Source organism: Pseudomonas sp. No.21, assembly GCF_054558415.1.
This window is the reverse complement of the sequence record NZ_BAAJNO010000009.1, coordinates 1-25062: the sequence shown is the minus strand read 5'-3', so window position 1 is coordinate 25062 and position 25062 is coordinate 1. Positions and strand designations below refer to the sequence as shown.

The window sequence follows — 25062 nt, the reverse complement described above, 5'->3', positions numbered from 1 at the left end:
TGATAACGAGGGCTTTCCAGGTCGAATGGAGTCCGCAATCCATGTGGGTTGTAGGAATAGTCGCCCCGTCAGCAAGCTTGTTCCGAGGAGTTTGCCTTCGTGGCTATTCAGCAGGTTCCGACCTGAGAATCGTTGGCTGGCCCTTGCTAAAATCTCAAACTTTCTCAACGAGTCAGTACCTTGGACATCGACCTGGCGCGCACCTTCCTCGAAATCGTCCGCAGCGGCAGCTTCGTCGCCGCCGCCGAACGCCTGCACGTGACCCAGACGGCGATCACCGCGCGGGTGCAGAACCTGGAGAACCAGCTGGGCTGCAAGCTCTTCGTGCGCAACCGTGCCGGAGCGCGGCTGACGGCCGAAGGCGAGGTGTTCGTCGGTCATGCCACGCAACTGGTGCAGACCTGGGAGGCCGCACGGCGCGACCTGCCGCTGCCCAAGGGCTACCGCGACCTGCTCGCCATCGGCGGTGAACAGAGCCTGAGCAACCCCTTGCTGCTGGGCTGGATGAGCCGCCTGCGCGAACGTATTCCCTCCCACGCGGTACGCGTCGAGGTCGCGCCCGGACAGCAATTGCAGAAGCAGCTGGAGCTGGGCCTGCTGGATGCCGCGCTGGTCTACCAGCCCGAGTACTGGCCGGGCATGCAGGTGGAGCAATTGCTGGAGGAGAAGTTGATCCTGATCCGCTCCACCAGCAACCCCGAGCCCTACGTGCAGGTGGACTGGGGCCCGACCTTCCGCCAGCAGCACGACGCCGCGCTGCCGGACAAGGCCCGCGCCGCAGTGACGGTGAACCTGGGCCCGCTGGCACTGCAGTTCATCCTCCACCACGGCGGTTCGGGGTATTTCCGTACCCGCGTGGTGCAGAGCTATCTGGACGGCGGCCAGCTGGAACGCGTGGAGCGCGCCCCGGAATTCACCTACCCGACCTATCTGGTCTATTCACGCGACAAGGACACGCCGCTGCTGCAGCAGGCCATCGCCGTGCTGCGCGAGGTGGTGAGCGAGGACATCGACTGGTCGCAGCGCTGGGAAGCCACGCTCTGAGGCCGGCATGGACCTTCCCGGGCTGAAGCCCGAGCTACGTGGCGTCAGCTGGTGACCTTCAATTCGTAGATGGTTGGAGCGAAGCGAACCCCGTGCATCAGGCACACCCCGCGCACATCGACTCAGAACCGGGCGAAGGAAGCTGAAGCGGCGAGAGCAGACGGGACGGTGGGCTTAAGCCCATCCCATGGATTGCGCCGCGTGAGCCTCAGCTCGCCACCTTCAGCGTGGGGGCCGGAGCCTGGGCAGTGAGGTCCTTGAGCCAGTAGCGGTAGAGCCCGCCGATCAGGTCGCTCTGGCTCACCAGGCCCACCAGCTTCTCGTCATCACCCAGCACCGGCAGGCAGTGCAGGCCCTGGTCGGAGAGCAACGACACCAGCACGCCGATATCGGTCCCGCGCCTCACGCAGCGCACCGAGCGGGTCATGAGCTCGCCCAGGCGCGGGGCGGGCCGGTGGCGCAGGCGGCCGAACAGCGAGCCGGGCGTTTCGTCCTGGGCGTGGCGGAACAGGTCGCCGGGGGTGACGATGCCCACCAGTTGGTTCTGCTCGTCGAGCACCGGCAGGGCCTTGATGTGGTGCTTCTCGAACAGCTTCCAGGCCTGTTCGCGGGTGGTTTGCGGGGTCGCGGTGAGCAGGTCGCGGGACATGATCTGCTCGGCCGTCACCTGGCCCACGCTGCGTCGCAATGCGTTGCGTTCGGTCTGGCGTAGCAGGCGCTCCAGGTCGTCGCGGGTGATGTCGACGAACTCGCCGAACTCCTCCAGCGCCTGGTCCAGGTCTTCATCGGAAAACACGCCGCGCTCGCTGGGCAATGGGTCGGCGGTCAGGTGCTGGCCGACACGGGCCTGGCTCGTCGCGGTGCTCAGGGCACTGCGGGTCAGGCGGTTGTACGCCAGGGCCATGGCCACCAGCAGGCACGACCCCAGCAGCACCGGCCAGACCACGGCGAAACCCTGGGCTTCGAACGCCGGGCCGCCCAGGGCCACCGCAACGGCCAGTGCGGTGCCCGGTGGGTGCAGGCAACGCAGGGCGTACATGGTCAATACGGTAAGCGCCAGGCCCAGGGTCGCGGCCAGCACGGAGTGGTCGATCCACAGTCCGGCGGCCGTGCCCACCAGGGCCGCCACCAGATTGCCCATCACCACCGACCAGGGTTGTGCCAGGGGGCTGGAGGCGACGGCGAACACCAGCAGCGAGCTGGCACCGAGCGGGCCGGCGAGGCGCAGTGCGACCTCGCTGCCGAAGACATGGCCACAGGCCATGCAGCACAGGGCCAGGCCCATGCAGGCGCCCAGCGCCGCGCGCAGCCACTCACCGGGTTGTGCGGTGCGCGGTGCGGGGGCCAGGCGTTTGCGCCAGCGCTGCCAGAGGGCATCCGGGGTGTCGTGCATGGTGATCTCTTCGTTGCCTGAGCCGTTCGGAGCGATAAAAAAGGGCCCTTGGGGGCCCTGGAGGAGTCCCACTGCGTGCGCGGGAAGGTCGCCATCCCTGGGCATGGAACAGGAGCAGGGTGGTGCGATCGTTGCCGCACGGGGCGGAGCCGGGCGGCGAGATGGTGCGCATGCTACGGGCGGCACCAAGCATGCCGCCAATGAATAATATTGCTCGTTCGATGCAATTTATTTGCATCAAAGGCGCCTGCTTTCGCCTGGGCAAGGGCCCGGGGCCGGCGTAGCATCGGCTCCCTCCAGGCATTCGAGGCGATGGCGACTATGCAGCGACATACGGTGGGCGCAGGGTTGGACGCGGAGCGGCTGCTGCTGGACAAGATCCACGACGGGCAGCACGACAGCGGCCTGCTGCTGTGGCGACCGCTGCACGCGGCGCTGGTCATGCCCCGGCGCATGAGCCGCCTGCCGGCTTTCGATACGGCGCAGCATGCCTGCCTCGAGCAGGGCTGGCCCATCGCCCTGCGCGACACCGGGGGCGAGCCGGTGCCGCAATCATCGGCGGTGCTCAACGTCGCCCTCGCCTATGCGGTGCCGCGCGAGGAGAACGAGCTGACGCGCATCGAGACCGCCTACCTGCGGTTGTGCCAGCCCCTGTGCGACTGGCTGGCCGAACTGGGCCTGGAGCCGGGGCTGGGCGAGGTGGAGGGCGCCTTCTGCGATGGCCGCTTCAACGTCAACCTGCAGGGCCGCAAGCTGGTGGGCACCGCCCAGCGCTGGCGTCGGCGGCAAAGCGATGGTCGCCACGTGGTGCTGGCCCACGGCGCCATCCTCATGGGCAACCAGCGCGAAGCCATGGTGGAGGTGGTCAACACCTTCTATCGCGAGTGCGGCCTGGGCACCCGCTGCCGCGCTGGCAGCCACATCGCCCTGGAGGAATGCCGCGCCGATGCCTGGGATGCCAGCAGGCAGCTTGCCGGGTACTACCGGCGGATGCTGGATGCCGCTGGAATCGATACCGACCTGTAGCCCGGGCTTCAGCCGGGGGAGAGTGGGCGAATGACATTGATGGACGTCCTTGTGCACCCACCGCATGGGTTTCGCTTCGCTCTACGCCATCCTACGAGAGCCGCTGCTACGTGCGCGCGAGTTGGTGCGCACATCAATGTGAGGAGTCGAGCGAAGAACGTTGGAGCAGCCGCCAAACGCCCCTTCCCAGGAGGCCGAGTGAATCGTCGTGTAGGGGGGTGAGCGACATGGATGTCGCGAGAGCCGCGATGGGCCAGGGACGGCCCTTCGCGGCGTGCCCCTGGAACGATGATGGAGCGAGGGGAGTCTGGCGAAGCCAGACCCGTATGGAGGGGCAAGTTTTTTGGTTCCTTTTCAACGATTGGAAAAGGGACTCGCCCGGGGGGGGGGGGGGCGAAACCAGAAGCGCCAGCAAAGCTCGGCAATCAGCTGGGCTCAAGTCCTCTAGCAACACACCGCCAATAAAGTCGCGTTTACGGTGGGCATCGGGCGTTCAGCGATAGATGTAGGCGAGGGTGCCGGCGATGATGAGCACCACGGCGACCAGGGTACGGGCCACCCAGGGCGCGGCGAGCCAGACGCCCGCCACGCCGGCCACCTGGCCGATGCTCCTCTCCGAGAGCAGGCGCGGATTGGCACCACCCTTGATCGGGTAGCCGCATTGCGGGCAGCTCGGGGCCTGGTCGGAGATGGAGTGTTTGCATTCGGGGCAGTCGATGAGGGCCACGTCGGGAACGCCTTGTCAGTGATCGTGCAGACCTACTGACAAGGTGTGGGTGGCCCGGTTCAGCAGCCTGTCGCATCCACCTAGAAGTCGAGGGTGGCCGAGACCTTGAGGGTGCGCGGCGCGCCCTGGGTCAGGTAGCCGCCGTAGGCGGATTCCCAGTAGTCCTCGTTGGCCAGGTTCTCCAGCCCGGCGCGCAGGGTGATGTCGTGCTCGTCCAGCCTGAAGGTGTAGCGCGCGCCCAGGTCGACACGGGTCCAGGCGGGGATGCTCAGGGCATTGCCCGTGTCGTAGTACTGGCCGCCGGTGCGTTGCAGCAGGGCGTTGACTGCCAGCCCATTCACACCGGGCACATCCCAATCGGCGCTGAGGTTGTACTGGAACTCCGGCACGCCCACGGCGCGGTTGCCGTCGTTGGCGCCGTTGGTGGTTCCCGATAGTTCGGTGTCCATCAGCGTGCCGCCAGCCAGCAGGCGCAGGCCCGTGAGCGGCTCGCCGAAGACGCTGAACTCGATGCCCCGGTTACGTTGCTGGGCGTCCACCCGGTAGTAACCGTCGCCGCCGATGAGCCCCTGGGGCTGTTCGATTCGATAGATGCTGAACTGTGCGCCGAAGGAGCCCTGGTCGAGCTTGATGCCGGCTTCGATCTGCTTGGTGCGGTAGGGCGCGAACATCTGGCCGGCGGGATTCAGGGACGCCGCCGGCGCAATCGGACCCGGGGCCAGGCCCTCGATACGGTTGGCGTAGAGAGAGATCGAGTCGGTGGCCTTGACCACCAGGCCGTAGACGGGGGTGGTGATCGAGTCGTCGTAGTTGGACGTGCGGACGCCTGCGGTGGACCAGCCATCGGTGGCGATGGACTGGCGACGAATGCCCAGGGTCAGCAGGGCACGATCATCGAAGAAGCCCAGGGTGTCGGAGACCGCCACGCTGCGCGCTTTGCTGGAACCCGTCTTGCGCGGGTGGTGCAGGTCGCCGTTGGGCGTTGCCGTCGGTTCGGGGCTGGGGAAGGGGTCGTAGAGGTTGCCCGGCAGGCGATTGGTGAGGCTGGTGGACTGGTTGGCGCTGCGGTATTCCCGCCAGTTGCCGGACAGCCCGAGGTTCACCTGGTGGCTCACCGCGCCGGTATAGAAGTGCCCGCGCAGCCCGCTGCTGACGCTGTTGCTTTCCTCATCACGCGGAGCGTATAGGCGGCCGACACGGGCGGTGCCGCTCGGGTCGCTGACATAGAGGGAGGAGTAGACGCCGTTCTCGCGGGTGTACTTGCTGCCGACCGTCAGGTAGCTGCTCCAGCTGTCGTTGAGGTCGTACTCGGCGTTGAGCATGCCGTAGGTGTCTTCCAGCTGCGACCAGGCCCAGGGCTGGGAGTAGCTGTGGTTGGCATCTGGCACCTTGGGGGTCTTGTACAGGCTGGCGCCGGGGACCAGGTAGACCACCGAGCGGCCGTCGTTGATGCGCTGCTTCTGGTAGCCGAAGTCGCCGGACAGGCGCAGGCGGTCGCCCCGGTAGTCGAGGCCGACGCTGAACAGGCTGAAGTGCTGGTGCTCGTCGTCCACCGCGGTCTCGCCATCACGCTTGGCCATGTTGACCCGCACGCCGAAGCGGTTGTCCTCGCCGAAGCGCTGGCCGAAGTCGACGTGGCCGCCGACGCGGTCGTCACTGGCGTAATCCAGGGTCAGGCTGCGGGTGGGCGCGTCCTCGGCGCGCTTGGGCACCACGTTGATATTGCCGCCGATGCCGCTGCCACCCGGGGACACGCCGTTGAGGAAGGCGCTGGGGCCTTTGAACACCTCGACGCGCTCCACCGACTCGGTGGCGATGATCTGCCGGGGCAGCACGCCGTACAGGCCGTTGAAGGAGATGTCGTCGCTGAACAGGGCGAAGCCGCGGATCACGAACACCTGGGAGAAGTTGCCGAAGCCGTAGGACTGGCGCACCGTCGGGTCGCTGCGCAGCACGTCGCCGATGTTCTGCGCCTGGCGGTTCTCGATCAGCTCGCGGGTGTAGCTGGAAAAGCTGAAGGGCACGTCCTGCATGTCCTGGTTGCCCAGCATGCCGATGCGCGCGCCCCGTGCCACCTGGCCGCCGGCGTAGCTTTCCGGCAGGCCGTCGCCGCGCAGCGCGCTGTCGCTGATGGTGGTCGCGCCCAGCTCCAGGCCTCCGTCATTGGTCACCGGCACCAGGGTGTAGCCGCTGCCGCTGCTGGCGAGCTGGTAGCCGCTGCCGGCGAGCAGCGCCGCGAAGCCGTCCTGTACGCCGTAGCTGCCTTGCAGGCCGGGGCTTCGCTGGCCATCGAGCAGGCCCTGCTGGAACGACAGCGGCACGCCGGCCTGGGCGGCGAACTGGGCGAGCACATGGCCCAGCGGCCCGGGGCCGATGGCGTACTGGTGCGTGGCGGTCTGCTGCGCGAGTGCCTCGGCCTGGGCCGGCTGGGCGAACGGTGCCGCGCAAAGAGCGAGGCCGATGGCCAGGCTCAGCGCGTGCAACGGAAGACGGGGCGGAGCCGGTGGGGTGGCGGAGCGACGCTGCTGGGGCGACCACGAAGTCATGCTGCTTTCCTGTCGACGCTTGGATGAAAGGGGTTCATCCAACACACCGGACGAGATCGAAAAAGGTGTCAGGGGAGCCTGAAAATAATTCCGAGAGGCCGTGGGGCCCCGGCTACCTGGGGGTTCGATCCGTGAGGTGAAGCGGCCTGCGGTCCTCCTGCAGGGCGTTGCGTCCGTGGGGGTTGGCGCCTGACTGGACGCGCGGTCAGGCGGGTGTCGTCGGCTCCAGGGTCACCCAGTAGCGGGTCAGGCGGGTGAGGGTGACGGGCAGGGTGTCCTGCAGCAGGCGCAGGCTGGCATCGGTGTCGCGCAGCGGGAAGGCGCCGGAGACACGCAGGTCGGCGATACCCGGGTGGCAGCGCAGCACGCCGGGGCGGTAGCGCCCCAGTTCGCCCACCAGCTCGGCCAGGCGCATGTCCTGGGCCAGCAGCATGCCGGTTTCCCAGGCGCTGGCCGCCGGGTCGAGGGGCGCGCTGGGCAGCAGGAGGTCGCGCTCGAAGGCGGACTGCCGGCCGGCCTCGATCACCTGCGAGTCGCCACGCCCGGCGTTGCTGATCCGTACCGCGCCTTCCATCACCGCCACGCGGCAGCGCGCGCCATCGAGGCGCAGGGCGAAGCGGGTGCCCAGCGCCTGGGCGACGCCCTGGGGCGTTTCCACCAGGAACGGCCGTGGCGTGGGGGACGGGTCCCTGGCGGTGGTGATCAGCACTTCGCCGCTGAACAGGCGCAGGCGCCGGCTCGTCGCGGTGAAGGCCACGTCCAGGGCGCTGGCGGTGTTGAGCAGCAGGCGGCTGCCATCGGGCAGGTGCAGGTCTTTCTGTTCGCCGGTGGCGGTGCGCAGGTCGGCGCTCCAGTCCTGCCAGGGCAGCTGGCGCCAGGCCGTCCAGGCGACCGGCGCGGCGAGCAGCAGCATGCCCAGGCGGGCGATGGCCTGGCGGCGACCGAGCCCTTTGCGCGCGGCGCGGTCCAGGGTCTGCAGCGCCAGGTTGCCGGGCAGGTTGCGGAAGTCGCCGAGGATGCTTTCGGCGCGGGTCCAGGCCTGGGCATGTTGCGGGCTGCGGTTGCGCCATTGCTGGATGGCGCGGTGGTCGTCCTCGGTGGCGCTGCCGGAATGCAGCTGCACCAGCCAGTCGGCGGCCTCGCCGAGGATCTGCGGGTCGATGCGGTTCATCAGGCCACGCTCAGGCAGGCGAGGAAGGCATCGCGCATGTAGCGCTTGACGCTGGCCAGCGACACGCCCAGGCGCGTGGCGATCTCGGCATAGCCCAGGCCTTCGAGCTGGGACAGGAGGAAGGCCTGGCGGGTCTTCCCGGGCATACCGGCCAGCAGCGCCTCGATGCGGCACAGGCTTTCCAGGATCAGCAACCGGGTCTCCGGGGAGGGCACCTCGGGCTCGGGCAGGTGGGCGATGCTTTCCAGGTAGGCCTGCTCGATGTCCTGCCGCCGCCAGCGGTCGATCACCAGGCCCTTGGCGATGTGGGTGAGCAGGGCGCGCGGTTCGCTGCCGAAGTCCCGGCCCGCCTGGCGGCCGAGCAGGCGCAGGAAGGTGTCATGGGCCAGGTCGGCGGCATCCCAGGCGTTGCCCAGACGCCGGCTGAGCCAGGCGTGGAGCCAGCCGTGATGGTCGCTATAGAGAGTGTGGATCTGACGGTGGAGGGTCTGTTCGGCTGCCGGCATGGGCTACTGCGTCCGTCCGGGCGGCCCGCGCCTGGATGTAGATAAGAATTGATCTCATTCTATATTCGCGCCCGGAAAGCTGGCAATCGCCGTGGCGGGCCGGCGGTCGCCCCCGGAGGACCGATGCGTTTGCCGTCGACGTTTCCACGAGGTTTTTTTCACGAATTCTTGACCGACCGCTACCTAGGCTGCGAGCCGTCTCCTGCAACTCCTGCAGGGCCGTCGAGCGTCGTCCATGCTGAAAAACCTCCGGTTGCGTCCCGAAGCCCTGACCCTGCTGGTCAGCGTCGCGCTGCTGCTGTTCTACAACCTGCCGCTGTGGCGGCACGTCACTCAGATCGTTCCCGACCCCTGGCTGCGCGTGGTCTTCGGCCTGCTGGTGGTGCTGATCTTCAACCTGGTGTTGACGCTGTTCTCCTTCCGCTGGGTGTTCAAACCCTTGCTGACGCTCGTGCTGCTGGGCAGTGCCGGGGTGCTCTACTTCATGACCCAGTACGGCGTGGTGGTGGACGTCGAGATGCTGCGCAACGTCGCCGAGACCAACGTCAGCGAAGTGGGCGACCTGCTGACCCTGAGGTTCGCCGGCTTCCTGCTGGCATTCGGCGTGCTGCCCGCCTGGCTGCTGTGGCGCCTGCAGATCGGCCACCGGCCGCTGCTGCGCGAGCTGCTGAGCAAGCTGCTGGTAATGGCGGCGTGCCTGGTGGCCCTTGGCGCGATCGCCCTGAGCAACTACCAGGCGCTGGCCTCCCTGTTCCGCAACCACCACGAGCTGCGCCTGATGGTGGTGCCGAGCAACTACCTGGGCGCCTCGTTCAGCTACCTGCGTGGCCAGTTCGCCCGGCCGGCCGAGCCGATGCGCGCCATCGGCACCGATGCCCATCGCGCCGCGGCCTGGCAGGGTCACGCACGCAAATCGCTGACGGTGCTGGTGCTGGGGGAGAGCGCCCGTGCCGCCAACCTCGGCCTACTCGGCTACGGCCGCGACACCACCCCGCTGCTGGCCCGCCAGGCGGGCCTGACCGCCTTCACCCAGATGCGCTCCTGCGGCACCGAGACCGCCGTGTCGGTGCCCTGCATGTTCTCCAACCTCACTCGTAGCGGTTACAGCCATGACCGCGCCGCATCCCAGGAAGGCCTGCTGGATGTGCTCAAGCACGCCGGCCTCGCCGTGCGCTGGCGCGACAACCAGTCCGGCTGCAAGGGCACCTGTGACCGCGTGGCCTTCGAAGATCTGAGCAACGCCAGGGACCCGGTCCTCTGCGCCGACGGCGAATGCCAGGACGCCATCCTCCTGCAGGGCCTGCAGGGCTACATCGACACCCTCAAGGACGACAGCGTGCTGGTGCTGCACCAGATGGGCAGCCATGGCCCGGCCTACTACAAGCGCTACCCCGCGGCCTTCGAACGCTTCACCCCGGTGTGCCGCAGCGCCACCCTGAGCGATTGCTCGCGGGAGAGCATCGTCAACGCCTACGACAACACCCTGGTCTACACCGACTACGTGCTGTCCAGCCTGATCGACCTGCTGCGCAAGAATCAGGACCGCGTCGACACGGCGATGATCTACCTCTCCGACCACGGCGAATCCCTTGGCGAATACAACCTCTATCTGCACGGCACGCCCTATGCGATGGCGCCGGACGAGCAGAAGCACGTCGGCCTGCTGACTTGGTTCTCCGAGGGCTACCAGAAGGACTTCGGCCTGGACAACGCCTGCCTGGCGACCCGCCGCGACGAGCCGGTGAGCCAGGACAACCTGTTCCACTCCATGCTCGGCCTGCTGCAGATCGAGACCGGCGAATACCAGCGCGGCCTCGACCTCTTCGCCCCCTGCCGGAGGTCGGCGTCCTGATGCCTCTCTCCCCCTGGTTCGGGCGCTGGCGCCAGCGGCAGATCGCCCGACGCGCCCTCAAGGCCGCCGGCGAGCCCAACCTGGTGCTCGACCTGCCGTGCGGCCTGGGGCGTTCCTGGGCGCTGCTGGCCGAGCACCCGAACCGCTTCATCCTCGCGGCCGACCCCTCGCGGGAAGTGCTCGATCGCGCGCTCGCCACCCGCAGCGGTCCGCTGGTGGAGAGGGTGCGTGGCTTCCAGGCTTCGGTGCTGGCCATCCAGCTGCCGGAAAACGCGGTGGACAGCATCCTCTGCCTGCAGTCGCTGAGCCGCCTGAGCCCCGAGCAGCGGCTGCTGGCCCTGCGCGAGCTGCGCCGGGTGACCCGCGACACGCTGATCCTCTCGCTGCCGGTGGACGGCAACCTGGAGGCCTGGCACTGGCGGCGGCATAGGGGCGAGGAGGGCGACACCGTGCCGCCCCTGCGCCGCGACGTGCTGGAGGACGAATTCCGCCAGCTCGGCCTGCAGGTGCTCTCGCATCAGGACTTCCTGCCCGGCTGGGCGATGGTCCGCACCTACGTCCTGCGCAAGGACGGCTGATGGAAAAAACTGTTACCGCTGAACCTTTCCCATTTGGCTTACCTAAGCACTATCATCGCGCCTCTCCGGCATCCCGCTTCGGACGCCCGGCCGTTCGCATTTCCTCTTCCCACTGGATGGACTCCGAGACATGAGCAGAACCCGCAGCCCTTCAGGTGCCTACCGCCCGACCCTGGGCAGCCACCTGGCCTTCACCCTGTCCTGCGGCCTGGTTTTCCTGGCGATGTACACCCTGTTGCGCGGCGCATTGCTGGTCTACAACCGTGAGCTGATCGGCGCCACGCCGGCCGCCACCTTCGTCGAGGCCTTCTTCAACGGCCTGCGTTTCGACCTGCGCCTGACCATCTACGCCCTGGCGCCGCTGCTGTTGTCCATCCCCTTCGCCGGCGCCATGGCCGCGCGCCGCCTGCACCGCGTGTGGCTCACCGGTTTCGCCAGCATCACCCTGTTCTTCGGCCTGCTGGAGCTGGACTTCTACCGCGAATTCCACCAACGCCTGAACAGCCTGGTGTTCCAGTACATGAGCCAGGACCCGAAGACCGTGCTGAGCATGCTCTGGTACGGCTTCCCGGTGGTGCGCTACCTGCTGGCCTGGGCCGTCGCCACCTGGCTGCTGTTCAAGCTGTTCCAGTGGATCGATCGCCGCAGCCGCCCACGCAGCGAGCCCGTTGCGGGCGGAAGCCGCCGCGCCGCCCTCGCACCCTGGTACCTGCGCGCCGGGGTCTTCGCCCTGGTCCTTGTACTCGCCGTGGTCGCCGCCCGGGGCACCCTGCGCCAGGGCCCGCCGCTGCGCTGGGGGGATGCCAATACCACCGACTCCGCCTTCGCCAACCAGCTCGGCCTCAACGGCACGCTGATGCTGATGAACGCCGCCCAGGCGCGCTTCTCCGAGACCCGTGACAACCAGTGGAAGGCCAGCCTGCCCGAAGGCGAGGCCCAGGACGTGGTCCGCGAGATGCTGCTGACCCCGCACGACCAGCTGGTGGACGAGGGCAGCGCCGCCGTGCGCCGCCTGCTCACGCCCGATGCCAATGGCAGCCTGCCGGTGCGCAACGTGGTGGTGATCCTCATGGAGAGCCTGGCCGGGCACTACGTCGGCGCGCTCGGCGGCAAGGGCGACATCACCCCCAACTTCGATCGCCTGAGCAAGGAGGGGCTGCTGTTCACCCGCTTCTTCTCCAATGGCACCCACACCCACCAGGGCATGTTCGCCACCATGGCGTGCTTCCCCAACCTGCCGGGCTTCGAGTACCTGATGGAGCAGCAGGAGGGCACCCACAAGTTCTCCGGCCTGCCGCAACTGCTCAGCGCCCGCCAGTACGACGACCTGTACGTCTACAACGGCGATTTCGGCTGGGACAACCAGCTGGGCTTCTTCGGCAACCAGGGCATGCGCAACTTCGTGGGGCGCAATGACTTCGTCAACCCGGTGGTCTCCGACCCGACCTGGGGCGTCTCCGACCAGGACATGTTCGACCGCGCCGCCCAGGAGCTTAGGGACAACTACGGCAGCAAGCCCTTCTATGCGCTGCTGCAGACCCTCTCCAACCACACGCCCTACGCCCTGCCGGCGCAGCTGCCGGTGGAGCCGGTCACGGGCTTCGGCTCGCTGGACCAGCACCTCACCGCCATGCGCTATTCCGACTGGGCCCTGGGGCAGTTCTTCGAGAAGGCCAAGCAGTCGCCGTACTACAAGGACACGCTGTTCGTGATCGTCGGCGACCATGGCTTCGGCACGCCCGAGCAGCTCACCGATATCGACCTGTACCGCTTCAACGTGCCGTTGCTGCTGATCGCCCCCGGCATCCAGGAGAAGTTCGGCGCGCGCACCGACGTCGTCGGCACGCAGGTCGATGTGGTGCCCACCATCATGGGCCGCCTCGGCGGCGAGACCCGCCACCAGTGCTGGGGCCGCGACCTGCTGAGCCTGGCGCCGGAAGACAAGGGCTTCGGCGTGATCAAGCCCTCGGGCAGCGACCAGACCGTGGCCATGGTGGCCGACGGGCGCATCCTGGTGCAGCCGCGCGGCGCCGATCCGCTGCTCTACGACTACCGCCTCAACAGCGAGCAGGGCGCGACCCGCGTCGAGGACCCGCAAGCGGTGCAGGCCATGAGCCGTCGCCTCGAAGCGTTCATCCAGGTGGCCACCAAGAGCCTGCTGGGCAACACCACCGGCGTCGTCGACGCCAAGCCCTGACCCCGCCGCCCCGGAGCCATTCCGGGGCGCGTTCCTCCCCACCACGGTGCCGCGCTTCTTCGGGGCGTGGCCCTGGCAGAGTCGCCAACACATCTGGCATGCAGGGAAAAACCTGCCTGGCTCCAAGCGGTAAGAATCGGCTGACCGTCGCCCAACTGGCTGCGCTCTACACGGGCGAGCCCCAGGGTGACATTCGCCCATCAAGGTCCGCTGCATGCCGCCCAACAACAAGACACCTTCGTTCCTCGCCGTCTTCGCGCTGCTGTTCCTGCTTCCGGTCCTGCCCGCGCTCGCCGATTGCAGCCAGGCCGTGGTTGGGCGGGGCGCCAGCGCCTTCGCCGCCGAGTGCTCGGTGTGCCATGCCACGAGCAAGGACGCGGCCCCGGGCATGGGCCCGAACCTGGGCGGGGTGATCGGCCGCAACGCCGGCAGCCAGCCTGGCTTCGCCTACTCGCAAGCGATGAAGGCCCGCGCCCGGGCCTGGGAACAGGACGGCCTGCAGGCCTTCATCGCCCAGCCCCAGGCCGAGGTGCCCGGCACCTACATGCCCTATGCCGGCCTGGCCGACGCGACGGATCGCCAGGCCATCGCCTGCTTCCTCGCCCAGCCGCACTGAGGCGCTCCGGAACTCCCATGAACGAGGAAAGAACATGAGCAAGGTTGACGTACTGCCGCAGGTCGCGGCCTTCCTGCAACGCCGCCACGGCTGCTTCATCGACGGCCAGTGGGTGGTGCCCGAAGGCGCTTCCACCCCGGTGCTGAATCCGGCCACCGGCGAGGTGATCGCCGATGTGGCGGAAGCCGATGACGCGCTGCTGGACCGCGCCGTGCAATCGGCCCACCGCGCCTTCAAGGCCGGCGTCTGGTCGGGCCTGCGTCCGGCCGATCGCGAACGCATCCTGCTGCGCTTCACCGCGCTGGTGGAGGAGCACGGCGAGGAGCTGGCGCAACTGGAAACCCTGAGCCAGGGCAAGTCCATCAACATGGCGCGGATGCTCGACGTCGGCGCCACGGTGGAGTTCATGCGCTACATGGCCGGCTGGGCGACCAAGATCGAGGGCCAGACCCTGGACGTCTCCATCCCGCTGCCCGAAGGCGCGCGCTTCACCGCCTTCGCCCGCCGCGAGCCGGTGGGCGTGGTGGCCGGCATCGTGCCCTGGAACTTCCCGCTGATGATCACCACCTGGAAGCTGATGCCGGCGCTGGCCTGTGGCTGCACGGTGGTGATCAAGCCGGCCACCGAGACGCCGCTGACCGCGCTGCGCCTGGCCGAGCTGGCGCTGGAGGCGGGCATCCCGCCGGGCGTGTTCAACCTGGTCACCGGCGGTGGTGCCACCGTGGGCAACGCCCTGGCCTCGCACCCGCTGATCAACAAGGTGTCCTTCACCGGCTCCACCGCCGTGGGCAAGAGCGTCGGCGCGGTGGCGGTGCGCAACATGACCCGCTTCGCCCTGGAGCTGGGCGGCAAGAACCCGATGATCATCCTCGCCGACGCGGACATCGACAAAGCCATCGGTGGGGCGCTGCTCGGCGGCCTGCTCAACCAGGGTCAGGTCTGCGCCGCGGCGTCGCGCTTCTATGTGCAGCGCTCGCGCTACGACGAGTTCGTCGAGAAGCTGGCCGGCGCCGTTTCCGGCCTGTCCATCGGTGCGGGCATGGACTGCGATGCGGCGATCAACCCGCTGGTCTCGCGCAAGCAGCAGCAGGGCGTGCTGCGCCACATCGAACTGGCCCGCCGCGAGGGCGCCCGCGTCGTCACCGGAGGCACGCCGGTGGACAGCGAAGGCTTCTACGTGCGCCCCACGGTGCTGGCCGATGTCGATCACTCCATGACGGTCGCCCGCGAGGAAGTGTTCGGCCCGGTGCTGTCGGTGATCCCCTTCGACGACGAGGAGAGCGCCATCGCCATGGCCAACGACAGCGAATACGGCCTGGCCGCCAGCCTCTGGACCAACGACCTGACCAAGGCGATGAACCTGGTCCCGCGCATCGAGGCCGGCACCGTGTGGGTCAACGCCCACGTGCTGCTGGACCCCAACATGCCGTTCGGCGGCGTCAAGCAATCGGGCATGGGCCGCGAGTTCGGCCGCACCGTCATCGAGGCCTACACCGAGCTGAAATCGGTGTGCATCGCCCACTGAGCAAGTGCGACACCCTCCTAATTCACAGGCCTTCGGGCCTGTTTTTTTATGGGTGTCTTTCAGTGGGCCCCCGCGTGCGCGGGGGTGACGGTGTGTGGGGATGGTGCGTGCCGCACCGTCATCCTCGCGAACGCGGGGATCCACCTCAAGCCGGCGGGCACGGCGTTGCCTGGGGCTTCGCATCGCGAATGAAATCGCTCCCACGGGCGGGAGGCTGTTCAGTGGGCCCCCGCGTACGCGGGGGTGACGGCGTATGGGGATGGTTTGTGCCACCTCGTCATCCTCGCGAATGCGGGGATCCACTCAAGCCGGCGGGCACGGCGTTGCCTGTTGCGCCGCATCGCGAATGAAATCGCTCCCACGGGGCGGGAGGCTGTTCAGTGGGCCCCCGCGTGCGCGGGGGTGACGGTGTGTGGGGTGGTGTGTGCCACCTCGTCATCCTCGCGAATGCGGGGATCCACTCAAGCCGGCGGGCACGGCGTTGCCTGGGGCTTCGCATCGCGAATGAAATCGCTCCCACGGGCGGGAGGCTGTTCAGTGGGCCCCCGCGTACGCGGGGGTGACGGTGTGTGGGGATGGTGCGTGCCGCACCGTCATCCTCGCGAACGCGGGGATCCACTCAAGCCGGCGGGCACGGCGTTGCCTGGGGCTTCGCATCGCGAATGAAATCGCTCCCACGGGGCGGGAGGCTGTTCAGTGGGCCCCCGCGTGCGCGGGGGTGACGGTGTATGGGGATGGTTTGTGCCACCTCGTCATCCTCGCGAACGCGGGGATCCACTCAAGCCGGCGAGCAGGGCGTTGCCTGGGGCGCCGCATCGCGAATGAATTCGCTCCCACGGGCGGGAGGCTGTTCAGTGGGCCCCCGCGTGCGCGGGGGTGACGGTGTATGGGGATGGTTTGTGCCACCTCGTCATCCTCGCGAATGCGGGGATCCACTCAAGCCGGCGGGCACGGCGTTGCCTGGGGCTTCGCATCGCGAATGAATTCGCTCCCACGGGGTGGGGCGGGAGTCTGTTCAGTGGGCCCCCGCGTGCGCGGGGGTGACGGTGTATGGGGATGGTATGTGCCACCTCGTCATCCTCGCGAATGCGGGGATCCACTCAAGCCTGCGGGCACGGCGTTGCCTGGGGCTCCGCATCGCGAATGAATTCGCTCCCACGGGCGGAAGGCTGTTCAGTGGGCCCCGGCGTGCGCGGGGGTGACGGTGTGTGGGGATGGTGCGTGCCGCACCGTCATCCTCGCGAATGCGGGGATCCACTCGAGGGCCATGCACCTGGCCTCCCATCGCCGGGTCATAACCAAACCTGTTGGCCTGATCGGCATTCGAGGCTAGGCTTCGGCCATTTCCCTCATCGGGCAGCTGCCGTGAATATCGATACCCGCATCAAATTCCGCCACCTGGTGTGCTTCCTCGAAGTGGCGCGCCAGGGCACCCTGGCGCGGGCGGCGGACAAGCTGGCGGTGAGCCAGCCGGCCATTTCCAAGACCCTCAAGGAGCTGGAGGAGCTGCTCGGCGCCAGCCTCTTCGCGCGCAGCAAGAGCGGCGTGACCCTCACCGAGGCGGGCGTGGCCTTCATGCGCTACGCGGGCCCCTGCGTGCAGGCGCTGCGCGATGGCGTGGACAGCCTGCGCAGTGGCGAGCACGAATCCGCCAGCCTGCGCCTGGGCGTGCTCTCCACGGTGGAGAGCCTGCTGGTGCCCGAGGTGGTGCGCCGCCTGCACGCGCGCCACCCGACCCTGGTGGCCAGCGTGGTGACCGGCCCCAGCGCCTTCCTGCTGTCGCAACTGCACCTGGGCGAACTGGACCTGGTGGTGGGGCGCATGACCGACAGCCCGCAGATCCAGGGCCTGCTGTTCGAACACCTGTACAGCGAATCGATGACCCTGGTGGTACGTCCCGGCCACCCGCTGCTGGAGGGGCCACTGCAGCGCGAGCGCTTGCAGGACCACCCCCTGGTGCTGCCGCTGGCCGGCACCACCATCCGCAAGTACGCCGACGCCTTCTTCGTGCAATGCGGCATCAGCCAGCCGCGCCAGCGCCTGGAGACCCTCTCCGTGGCCCTGAGCCGTCGCTACGTGCAGACCAGCGAGGCGATCTGGATCGCCCCCACCGACGCGGTGCGGCTGGACCTGCGCCGGGGCGAGCTGGTGGAGCTGCAACTGGGCATCCGGGAGCCCGGGGGCTCGGTGGGCATCTGCAGCAACGCCGCGCTGCCGCTGCCCCTGGCGGCGCACTGGTGCGTCGAGGTATTGCGCGAGCTGGGCCAGGCCTATCGGGAGGGGCAGTATCCTTAATCAAATGGTTATGGATGGGGCGCGTTATTTCAGTTTTCCGGGCTCCGGCGAGGCGTGACACTTCGCCACAGCCTGCTGCCCCGCAGCCTCCACAAATCCAATAACGAGGAGATCGACATGCCCGATGCGCAACAGAGCCGCTTCGTCATTCGTGATCGCAACTGGCACCCCAAGGCCCTGACGCCCGACTACAAGACCTCCATTCCCCGTTCCCCGCGCCAGGCGCTGGTGAGCATCCCGCAATCGGTCTCCGAGACCAGCGGTCCGGATTTCTCGCACCTGAAGCTGGGGCGCTTCGACAACGACCTCCTGCTCAACTTCGACCACGGCGGCCTGCCCATCGGCGAGCGCATCATCGTCGCCGGGCGCGTCTGCGACCAATACGGCAAGCCGATCCCCCACACCCTGGTGGAGATGTGGCAGGCCAACGCCGGCGGCCGCTACCGCCACAAGAACGACCGCTACCTGGCGCCGCTGGACCCGAACTTCGGCGGCGTCGGCCGCGCGCTGACCGACAGCGAGGGCTACTACAGCTTCCGCACCATCAAGCCCGGCCCCTATCCGTGGCGCAACGGCCCCAACGACTGGCGCCCGGCGCATATCCACTTCTCCATCAGCGGCCCGTCGATCGCCACCCGGCTGATCACCCAGCTGTACTTCGAGGGTGACCCGCTGATCCCCATGTGCCCCATCGTCAAGTCCATCGCCAACCCCGAGGCGGTGCAGAGCCTGATCGCCAGGCTCGACATGAGCGCGGCCAACCCCATGGATTGCCTGGCCTACCGCTTCGACATCGTCCTGCGCGGCCAGCGCCGCACCCACTTCGAAAACCGCTGAGGAGCTGCGCGCATGCCCATCCAATTGCTGCCGGAAACCCCGTCGCAAACCGCCGGCCCCTACGTGCACATCGGCCTGGCGCTCGCCGCCGCCGGCAACCCGGTCCGCGACCAGGAGATCTGGAGCGAGATGGCCAAGCCCGGTGCGCCGGGCGAGCACATCCTGCTCATCGGCCACGTCTACGACGGCAACGGCCACCTGGTGTGCGATTCCTTCCTGGAGTTCTGGCAGGCCGACCATGAAGGCCGCTACGACAGCGCCTTCGACCCGGAGAAGCCCTTCAACGGCTTCGGCCGCACCGCCACCACCTTCGATGCCGGCGAATGGACGCTGAAGACCATCAAGCCCGGCGTGGTGCACAACGCCGCCGGGGTGCCCATGGCGCCGCACATCAACGTCTCGCTGTTCGCCCGGGGCATCAACATCCACCTGCAGACGCGCCTGTACTTCGACGACGAGGCCGAGGCCAACGCCCGCTGCCCGGTGCTCACCCTGATCGAGCAGCCGCAGCGCCGGGAAACCCTGGTCGCCCAGCGCTGCGAGGTGGACGGCAAGCTCGCCTACCGCTTTGATATCCGCATCCAGGGGGAAGGGGAAACGGTCTTCTTTGACTTCTAGAACGCTGCAGTCCGATCAGCCCGCCGAAACGGTCCTCGAGCGCATCCGGCGGCACTTCAACGCGGTGCTGGAGGCGCGGGGCTACCGCGCCGACAGCGCACAGCAGGCGGCCGTCGAGCACCTCGGCAGCTGGCTGGACAAACACCTGAACGCGCGTCGGGGCTGGTTCCGCCGGCCGGTGGCGGGTGTCTACCTGTGGGGCGGCGTCGGCCGGGGCAAGAGCTTCGTGATGGACGCCTTCTTCGCCGCCGCGCCGGTGCAGGCCAAGCGCCGCGTGCACTTCCACGCCTTCCTGCAGGAGTTGCAGGTGCGCATGCTCGCCTTCAGCGGCCAGCCCGATCCCTTGGCCCGTGTCGCCCGGGAGATCGCCCAGCAGACGCGGCTGCTGTGCTTCGACGAGTTCCACGTGCACGACATCGGCGACGCCATGCTGCTCGGGCGCCTGCTCAAGGTGCTGGTGGAGGAGGGCGTGGGCCTGGTCTGCACCTCCAACTACAGCCCCGACAGGCTGTGCCCGAACCCGCTGTACCGCGAGCGCTTCCGCCCGGCCATCCAGCTGATCGAGAAGCGCTTCGACGTGTTCTCCCTCGACGCCGGCCAGGACTACCGCCAGCACAGCACCGAGCTGGAAGCCTGGGGCGATTACTGCTGGCCCGAGCCGGAGGATGGCGGCGCGTCGATCCGCCGTTCCCTGGGATTGGGGGAGGGCGCCTTGCTGGACCAGGTGCTGGAGGTCAACCACCACCCGCTGCGGGTGCATGCACTGGAAGGCGACCGGGCCTGGCTGGACTTCCACGAGCTGTTCGCCACGCCGCGCTCGGCCAGTGACTACCTGTGGCTGATCGAGCACTTCCCGCACATGGCGGTGAGCGGCCTGGACCGCCTCGGCGACCACCCCCAGGACGTCAGCCAGCGCTTCCTGAATTTCATCGACATCGCCTACGACCGGGGGCTGCACCTGCGGCTGTTCTCCGCCGTGGCGCTGGAGCAACTGGCCGAGGGCGGCAATGCCGTGGATTTCGCCCGCACCCTGAGCCGGATGAAGCAGCTGCGCAGCGTGAAGCTGGATACCGCCCCCTAGAGAATCTGCCGGGAGCACCGTCATCCCCGCGAGCGCGGGCACCCACTGAACAGCCGCCAATTGCGATAACCGCCCACCGCTTCGATAATCGCCCATCAGCCCGGTGCGATAGCCAAGGACAACAACAATGAGCGACGAACAACGAGTCCCCCTGCCGCCCCTGGCGCCGCCCATCATCGCCTCGCCAGCCAAGCGCATCGAAGCCTTCACCGGCGACCCCAATTTCATGACCTCCCTGGCCCGTGGCCTGGCAGTGATCCACGCCTTCCAGGAGCGCAAGCGCCACCTGACCATCGCCCAGATCAGCCACCGCACCGAGATTCCCCGCGCCGCCGTGCGCCGCTGCCTGCACACGCTGATGAGCCTCGGCTACGTGACCACCGACGGCCGCACCTACTCGCTGCTGCCCAAGGTGCTCACCCTCGGCCACGCCTACCTGTCCTCGACGCCGCTCGCGGTCACCGCGCAACCGATCCTCGACCGTCTCAGCGAGCAGTTGCACGAGGCCTGCTCCATGGCCACCCTGGAGGGCGACGAGATCCTCTACATCGCCCGCTCGGCCACGCCGCAGCGGCTGATCTCGGTGGACCTCAGCGTCGGCAGCCGGCTGCCGGCCTACTGCACCTCCATGGGCCGCATTCTCCTCGCCGCGCTGGATGACGCGGCGCTGGAGGAGTACATCGAGCACGCCGACCTGCAGATCAAGACCAGCCGCACCGTGCATACGGCGCAAGGGCTGCGCGCGAGCATCGCGCAGATCCGCACCCAGGGCTGGGTGATCATCGACCAGGAGCTGGAAGTCGGCCTGCGCTCGGTGGCGGTGCCGCTGAAGGACTCCGCCGGCCAGGTGCTCGCCGCCCTCAACGTCGGCACCCACGCCGGTCGCGTCACCCGCCAGGAGCTGGAGACGCGCTTCCTGCCGGTGCTGCTGGAGGCGAGCAAGGAACTCAGCGCACGGCTGTTCCAATAGGCGCCGTTCCCCCTTGGGGCCGGCATCCGCCGACCTCTTGCAAAGCGTTCGATAAGCGCACGCATAGTCGATTATCGAATTGAACTGCCCCAGGCCTCTCCGTAGTGTTTGCCGGGCCGCACGAGACGCTGCGGTCCCATAAAAACAATGAGAGTCAGCCATGGCCAGCAGCCATCCGCAGCGCGCAAGCGCTCCGTCGTCGCACGCCGCAGGGGTTCGCCTGCCGGGCACGCTCATTCCTGTCTCATTCGTGCGTTACCCCACGGAGGCCGAGATCATCGGCCCGTGCCGCGCGAAGACGCCTTCACAGGAACTTCCTACATGACCCGCCCTGCATCGCTACCGGCCGCCGGTACCCTCGACGTCCAATCCTTCATCAACGCCCAGCCGCTTTCCCGCTACCAATGGCGGATCGTGCTGCTGTGCTTCCTCATCGTCTTCCTCGACGGCCTCGACACCGCCGCCATGGGCTTCATCGCCCCGGCCCTGACCCAGGACTGGGGCATCGACCGCGCCAGCCTCGGCCCGGTGATGAGCGCCGCGCTGATCGGCATGGTCTTCGGCGCCCTCGGTTCCGGCCCGCTGGCCGACCGCTTCGGCCGCAAGATCGTGCTGGTGGTGGCGGTGTTCCTCTTCGGCCTGTTCAGCCTGCTGTCGGCCTTCAGCAGCGACATCGACCAGTTGCTGGTGCTGCGCCTGCTCACCGGCCTGGGCCTGGGCGCGGCGATGCCCAACGCCACCACGCTGCTTTCCGAGTACACGCCGGAGCGGCTCAAGTCGCTGCTGGTGACCAGCATGTTCTGCGGCTTCAACCTGGGCATGGCGTCCGGCGGCTTCGTCTCCGCGAAGATGATCCCGGCCTTCGGCTGGCACAGCCTGCTGCTGCTCGGCGGCGTGCTGCCGCTGCTGCTGGCGGTGGTGTTGCTGCTCTGGCTGCCGGAGTCCGCCCGCTACCTGGTGGTGCGCAACCGGGGGGCCGACAGGGTGCGCCAGGTGCTGGCCCCCATCGCCCCGGCGGAGGTGGCCGTGGCCACGGACTTCAGCGTGCCGGAGCAGAAGACGGTGCAGAGCCGCAACGTGCTCAAGGTGGTCTTCGCCGGCACCTACAGCGCCGGCACCCTGCTGCTGTGGCTGACCTATTTCATGGGCCTGGTGATCGTCTACCTGCTCACCAGCTGGCTGCCGACCCTGATGCGCGACAGCGGTGCGAGCATGGAGCAGGCCGCCTTCATCGGGGCGCTGTTCCAGTTCGGCGGTGTGCTCAGCGCCGTCGGCGTAGGCTGGGCGATGGACAGATTCAACCCGCACAAGGTCATCGGCATCTTCTACCTGCTGGCGGGCGTCTTCGCCTACTTCGTCGGCCAGAGCCTGGGCCAGGTCACCCTGCTGGCGACCCTGGTGCTGCTCGCCGGCATGTGCATCAACGGCGCGCAATCGGCCATGCCGTCCCTCGCCGCACGTTTCTACCCCACCCAGGGCCGCGCCACGGGCGTGTCCTGGATGCTCGGCATCGGCCGCTTCGGCGCCATCCTCGGCGCCTGGATCGGCGCCACGCTGCTGGGCCTGGGCTGGAACTTCGAACAGGTGCTGACCGCGCTGGTGGTCCCCGCTGCCATCGCCACGGCGGCGGTGGTGATCAAGGGGCTGGTGAGCCATGCGGATGCGACGTGAGTACGCACCGGCGAGATTTGATTCTGGCTTGGAGTCGTGATCCTAGACAGCAAGTAGGGGAACTTGAGGGGCAAGTGATGTAAGGCTTGCCTCCCCCGAGATCGCCTCAGAGTTTATCGATAAAAAGCTGGTCGGCCTCTATGCGATTAGTCGTGAGAGAAATAATGTTGGCCAACTACATGTTATCCGTACTTTGAATGATGGGGTGTATATAAGGGGCGTTCTGTCAGGGATTGGAACTGCTTGTAGTGGTGGCTCATCTAGTCTATTCGGTGCGTAGGGGCGTTGAGAAAAATCTCTTAGTAATTGCTTACTGGCTAGGTTTTGGAAAGCGTGAAGATCTGTTCATGACCAATATGAAATGATCGTGAGGGCAGTATACTCCGGGGGCTCTTTGGTGCTTTATTATATCCTCGTTGGTTGTAATGACTATTGCTTCTTCTAAACATTTTGGGCAGACCACGGATAGATTTCCACTTCCATATTCATCAAATACTAATTTCACTTGGGCTGCGCTGCCATCAAATACTATTCTCTTCATTGGATGTTTTTCGTCGATTTCTAAGGGGTTGAGTAATTTGAATTGCTGGGATGTATCTTTATGAGATTTATTTAAATCTAATTATGCGTGCTCTGGGTTTGCTCTAAATGGGTTCTTGTCTCGATGAGGCGTTTTTGTATTTGCTGCTTGTTAAAGAGAAAGTCTCCTCCTTCGGGTCGATAGCAAGACAGCATTTCAACGGTCTGTTGCACGAATTCATCGTCTGGAAAATGGTCGTCCAATAGCGATTCAAGGTTGTTGGAAGCACTGATGCTTGTGTCTGATTCGTTGATAAAATTATTCATTAAAATTTCTAGCTTTTCGGGTCCATTCTTGTTTCCTTTTTGGGTTTATGGCATCGAGGGTGTCAATGGCTCTGATTTAGGAATCTGCAAGCGCTTTTGCCTGTATTGTGCCTCCTTGATGGGATGAGCGCTCGTCAGCTATGAGTTTGCCGGTAGGGGCGAATGGTAGCGGCTAGTGCTGGCCCCGCCAGCCTTTGGCCTGGCTCATTAAACTACTGCTGTGTCCGATAATCGAACAGATATTCCGCCGACGAATTGCTTGGTTCGCGAGCCCGGGGATACCTTGCCGGTCACTGTGGCTCCGTAAAATAACAACAAGAGTGCGTTGGACATGGAAAATTGCCTGCTGAGCGAGCGCAGCATGGTGTTTGAGCGTGCCGACCCTTATGCGGTGTCGGGTTACGTCAACCAGCATGTCGGCTCCCACGATATCCGCCTGCCCACCGTGGGGCGGCCCGAGGCCAGCCTCAATCACCGCAAGTTCGCCAGCCTGGACCTGTGCCGTATCAGCTATGGCGGCAGCGTGCGGGTCACCTCTCCGGCCCTGGAGACCATCTACCACCTGCAGGTGCTGCTGCGCGGCAACTGCCTGTGGCGCGGGCACCGCCAGGAGCACTACCTGGCGCCGGGCGAGCTGCTGCTGATCAACCCGGACGATCCGGTCGACCTGACCTATTCCGACGATTGCGAGAAGTTCATCCTCAAGATGCCGGTGGCGCTCATGGAGGCCGTCTGCGACGAGCAGCGCTGGCTGCGCCCGGGCGACGGCGTGCGCTTCCTGCAGAACCGCTATCGCCTGCTGGAACTGGACGGCTTCATCAACCTGCTGGCCATGGTCTGCCAGGAGGCGGAAAGCCGCGACCCCTTGCTGCGTGTCCAGGACCACTACACCCAGATCGTCGCCAGCAAGATGCTCACGCTGATGCGCACCAACGTCAGCCGCGAGCAGCTCGGTTCCCAGGCGGCGTCCTTCGAGCGCATCGCCGATCACATCGAGCGCAACCTCAGGCAGGACATCACCAGCGAGGAGCTGGCCGCCCAGGCGCAGATGAGCCTGCGCTCGCTCTACGCCCTGTTCGAGCGCCACGCCGGCACCACGCCCAGGCACTACATCCGCCAGAAGAAGCTCGAGCGCATCCACGCCTGCCTCAGCGATCCGGACTGCTGCGTGCGCAATGTCACCGAGCTGGCCCTGGATTACGGTTTCCTGCACCTCGGGCGCTTTGCCGAGAACTACAAAGCGCAGTTCGGCGAGTTGCCGTCGGATACCTTGAGGCGGCGCGGTTTGTAATCCAGAGCTCCGGCTCTGGGGGCTCCTGATCCATCCGCGGGGTAGGGTGGAGGTCGCTTTTTACCTCCACCATGACGGTGCTTCATGTGGCTCCGGGTTGGGGCATTCCTACGGCCTGGTTGGCGAATGAATTGGCTATGTCTGCGTTAAGTGTTGCTAGAGGATTTGAGTCCAGCTGATTGCCGAGCTCTGATGATGTTTCTGGTTTCGCCCCCGGGCGAGTCTCTTTCTTCAGTCGTCGGGATGCCGAACCACAAGAAAGAAACCAAAGA

At 66.8% G+C, this 25062-nt stretch carries 19 protein-coding genes; 14 read left to right on the top strand and 5 right to left on the bottom strand.

Annotated features, from left to right (window positions below):
- The first annotated feature begins 180 nt into the window (after positions 1 to 180).
- Positions 181 to 1044, top strand: coding sequence for a LysR family transcriptional regulator (locus ACYJSS_RS19275; protein ID WP_111262942.1), 864 nt, complete (start codon positions 181 to 183; stop codon positions 1042 to 1044).
- Between the two features lie 208 nt (positions 1045 to 1252).
- On the opposite strand, the gene ACYJSS_RS19270 is transcribed toward ACYJSS_RS19275, so the two are convergent.
- On the bottom strand, positions 1253 to 2437 hold the full coding sequence (locus tag ACYJSS_RS19270; protein WP_111262943.1) for an HPP family protein: 1185 nt from the start codon (positions 2435 to 2437) through the stop codon (positions 1253 to 1255).
- 312 nt (positions 2438 to 2749) lie between these two features.
- On the opposite strand from ACYJSS_RS19270, the gene ACYJSS_RS19265 reads away from it, so the two are divergent.
- The gene (locus ACYJSS_RS19265) at positions 2750 to 3463 is read left to right on the top strand and encodes a lipoate--protein ligase family protein (RefSeq protein ID WP_111262944.1); all 714 of its coding nucleotides are present in this window, start codon (positions 2750 to 2752) and stop codon (positions 3461 to 3463) included.
- 493 nt (positions 3464 to 3956) lie between these two features.
- On the opposite strand, the gene ACYJSS_RS19260 is transcribed toward ACYJSS_RS19265, so the two are convergent.
- From ACYJSS_RS19260 to ACYJSS_RS19245, 4 genes are all read right to left on the bottom strand, one after another.
- Positions 3957 to 4190: a zinc ribbon domain-containing protein gene (locus ACYJSS_RS19260; protein WP_111263940.1), complete on the bottom strand. Its 234-nt coding sequence runs from the start codon at positions 4188 to 4190 to the stop codon at positions 3957 to 3959.
- 80 nt (positions 4191 to 4270) lie between these two features.
- Complete coding sequence (locus tag ACYJSS_RS19255; RefSeq protein WP_111263939.1) at positions 4271 to 6736, bottom strand: TonB-dependent receptor; 2466 nt, start codon at positions 6734 to 6736, stop codon at positions 4271 to 4273.
- 205 nt (positions 6737 to 6941) lie between these two features.
- A complete protein-coding gene (locus tag ACYJSS_RS19250; protein WP_111263938.1) occupies positions 6942 to 7907 on the bottom strand; it encodes a FecR domain-containing protein in 966 nt (321 codons plus the stop codon).
- Positions 7907 to 8413 carry a sigma-70 family RNA polymerase sigma factor gene (locus ACYJSS_RS19245; protein WP_236206603.1) on the bottom strand — a complete coding sequence of 169 codons (507 nt, stop codon included), beginning with the start codon at positions 8411 to 8413 and terminating at the stop codon, positions 7907 to 7909. Before ACYJSS_RS19245 ends, ACYJSS_RS19250 begins: the two co-directional genes overlap by 1 nt.
- Before the next feature lie 235 nt (positions 8414 to 8648).
- On the opposite strand from ACYJSS_RS19245, the gene ACYJSS_RS19240 reads away from it, so the two are divergent.
- From ACYJSS_RS19240 to ACYJSS_RS19185, 12 genes are all read left to right on the top strand, one after another.
- On the top strand, positions 8649 to 10265 hold the full coding sequence (locus tag ACYJSS_RS19240; RefSeq protein WP_111263936.1) for a phosphoethanolamine transferase: 1617 nt from the start codon (positions 8649 to 8651) through the stop codon (positions 10263 to 10265).
- The gene (locus ACYJSS_RS19235; RefSeq protein WP_111263935.1) at positions 10265 to 10843 is read left to right on the top strand and encodes a class I SAM-dependent methyltransferase; all 579 of its coding nucleotides are present in this window, start codon (positions 10265 to 10267) and stop codon (positions 10841 to 10843) included. The genes ACYJSS_RS19240 and ACYJSS_RS19235 overlap by 1 nt, the downstream gene beginning before the upstream one ends.
- 130 nt (positions 10844 to 10973) lie before the next feature.
- A complete protein-coding gene (locus tag ACYJSS_RS19230; protein ID WP_236206604.1) occupies positions 10974 to 13040 on the top strand; it encodes an LTA synthase family protein in 2067 nt (688 codons plus the stop codon).
- A gap of 214 nt (positions 13041 to 13254) precedes the next feature.
- Entirely contained in the window at positions 13255 to 13656 is a 402-nt protein-coding gene (locus ACYJSS_RS19225; protein WP_236206605.1) for a c-type cytochrome, read from the top strand.
- A gap of 34 nt (positions 13657 to 13690) precedes the next feature.
- On the top strand, positions 13691 to 15181 hold the full coding sequence (locus tag ACYJSS_RS19220; RefSeq protein ID WP_236206606.1) for an aldehyde dehydrogenase family protein: 1491 nt from the start codon (positions 13691 to 13693) through the stop codon (positions 15179 to 15181).
- Positions 15182 to 16546: 1365 nt separating this feature from the next.
- Positions 16547 to 17476 carry a pca operon transcription factor PcaQ gene (gene pcaQ / locus ACYJSS_RS19215; RefSeq protein WP_111263931.1) on the top strand — a complete coding sequence of 310 codons (930 nt, stop codon included), beginning with the start codon at positions 16547 to 16549 and terminating at the stop codon, positions 17474 to 17476.
- Positions 17477 to 17593: 117 nt separating this feature from the next.
- A complete protein-coding gene (gene pcaH, locus ACYJSS_RS19210; RefSeq protein ID WP_111263930.1) occupies positions 17594 to 18313 on the top strand; it encodes a protocatechuate 3,4-dioxygenase subunit beta in 720 nt (239 codons plus the stop codon).
- A 12-nt stretch (positions 18314 to 18325) separates the two neighbouring features.
- On the top strand, positions 18326 to 18931 hold the full coding sequence (gene pcaG / locus ACYJSS_RS19205) for a protocatechuate 3,4-dioxygenase subunit alpha (protein ID WP_236206607.1): 606 nt from the start codon (positions 18326 to 18328) through the stop codon (positions 18929 to 18931).
- Complete coding sequence (zapE, locus tag ACYJSS_RS19200; RefSeq protein ID WP_031288310.1) at positions 18921 to 20012, top strand: cell division protein ZapE; 1092 nt, start codon at positions 18921 to 18923, stop codon at positions 20010 to 20012. The genes pcaG and zapE overlap by 11 nt, the downstream gene beginning before the upstream one ends.
- Positions 20013 to 20139: 127 nt before the next feature.
- On the top strand, positions 20140 to 20982 hold the full coding sequence (locus ACYJSS_RS19195; protein ID WP_111263928.1) for an IclR family transcriptional regulator domain-containing protein: 843 nt from the start codon (positions 20140 to 20142) through the stop codon (positions 20980 to 20982).
- A gap of 321 nt (positions 20983 to 21303) precedes the next feature.
- Positions 21304 to 22653, top strand: a complete 1350-nt coding sequence (locus ACYJSS_RS19190; RefSeq protein WP_111263927.1) for an MFS transporter — start codon at positions 21304 to 21306, stop codon at positions 22651 to 22653.
- A gap of 1177 nt (positions 22654 to 23830) precedes the next feature.
- Positions 23831 to 24790 carry an AraC family transcriptional regulator gene (locus ACYJSS_RS19185; RefSeq protein ID WP_111263926.1) on the top strand — a complete coding sequence of 320 codons (960 nt, stop codon included), beginning with the start codon at positions 23831 to 23833 and terminating at the stop codon, positions 24788 to 24790.
- The last annotated feature ends 272 nt before the right edge of the window (positions 24791 to 25062 follow it).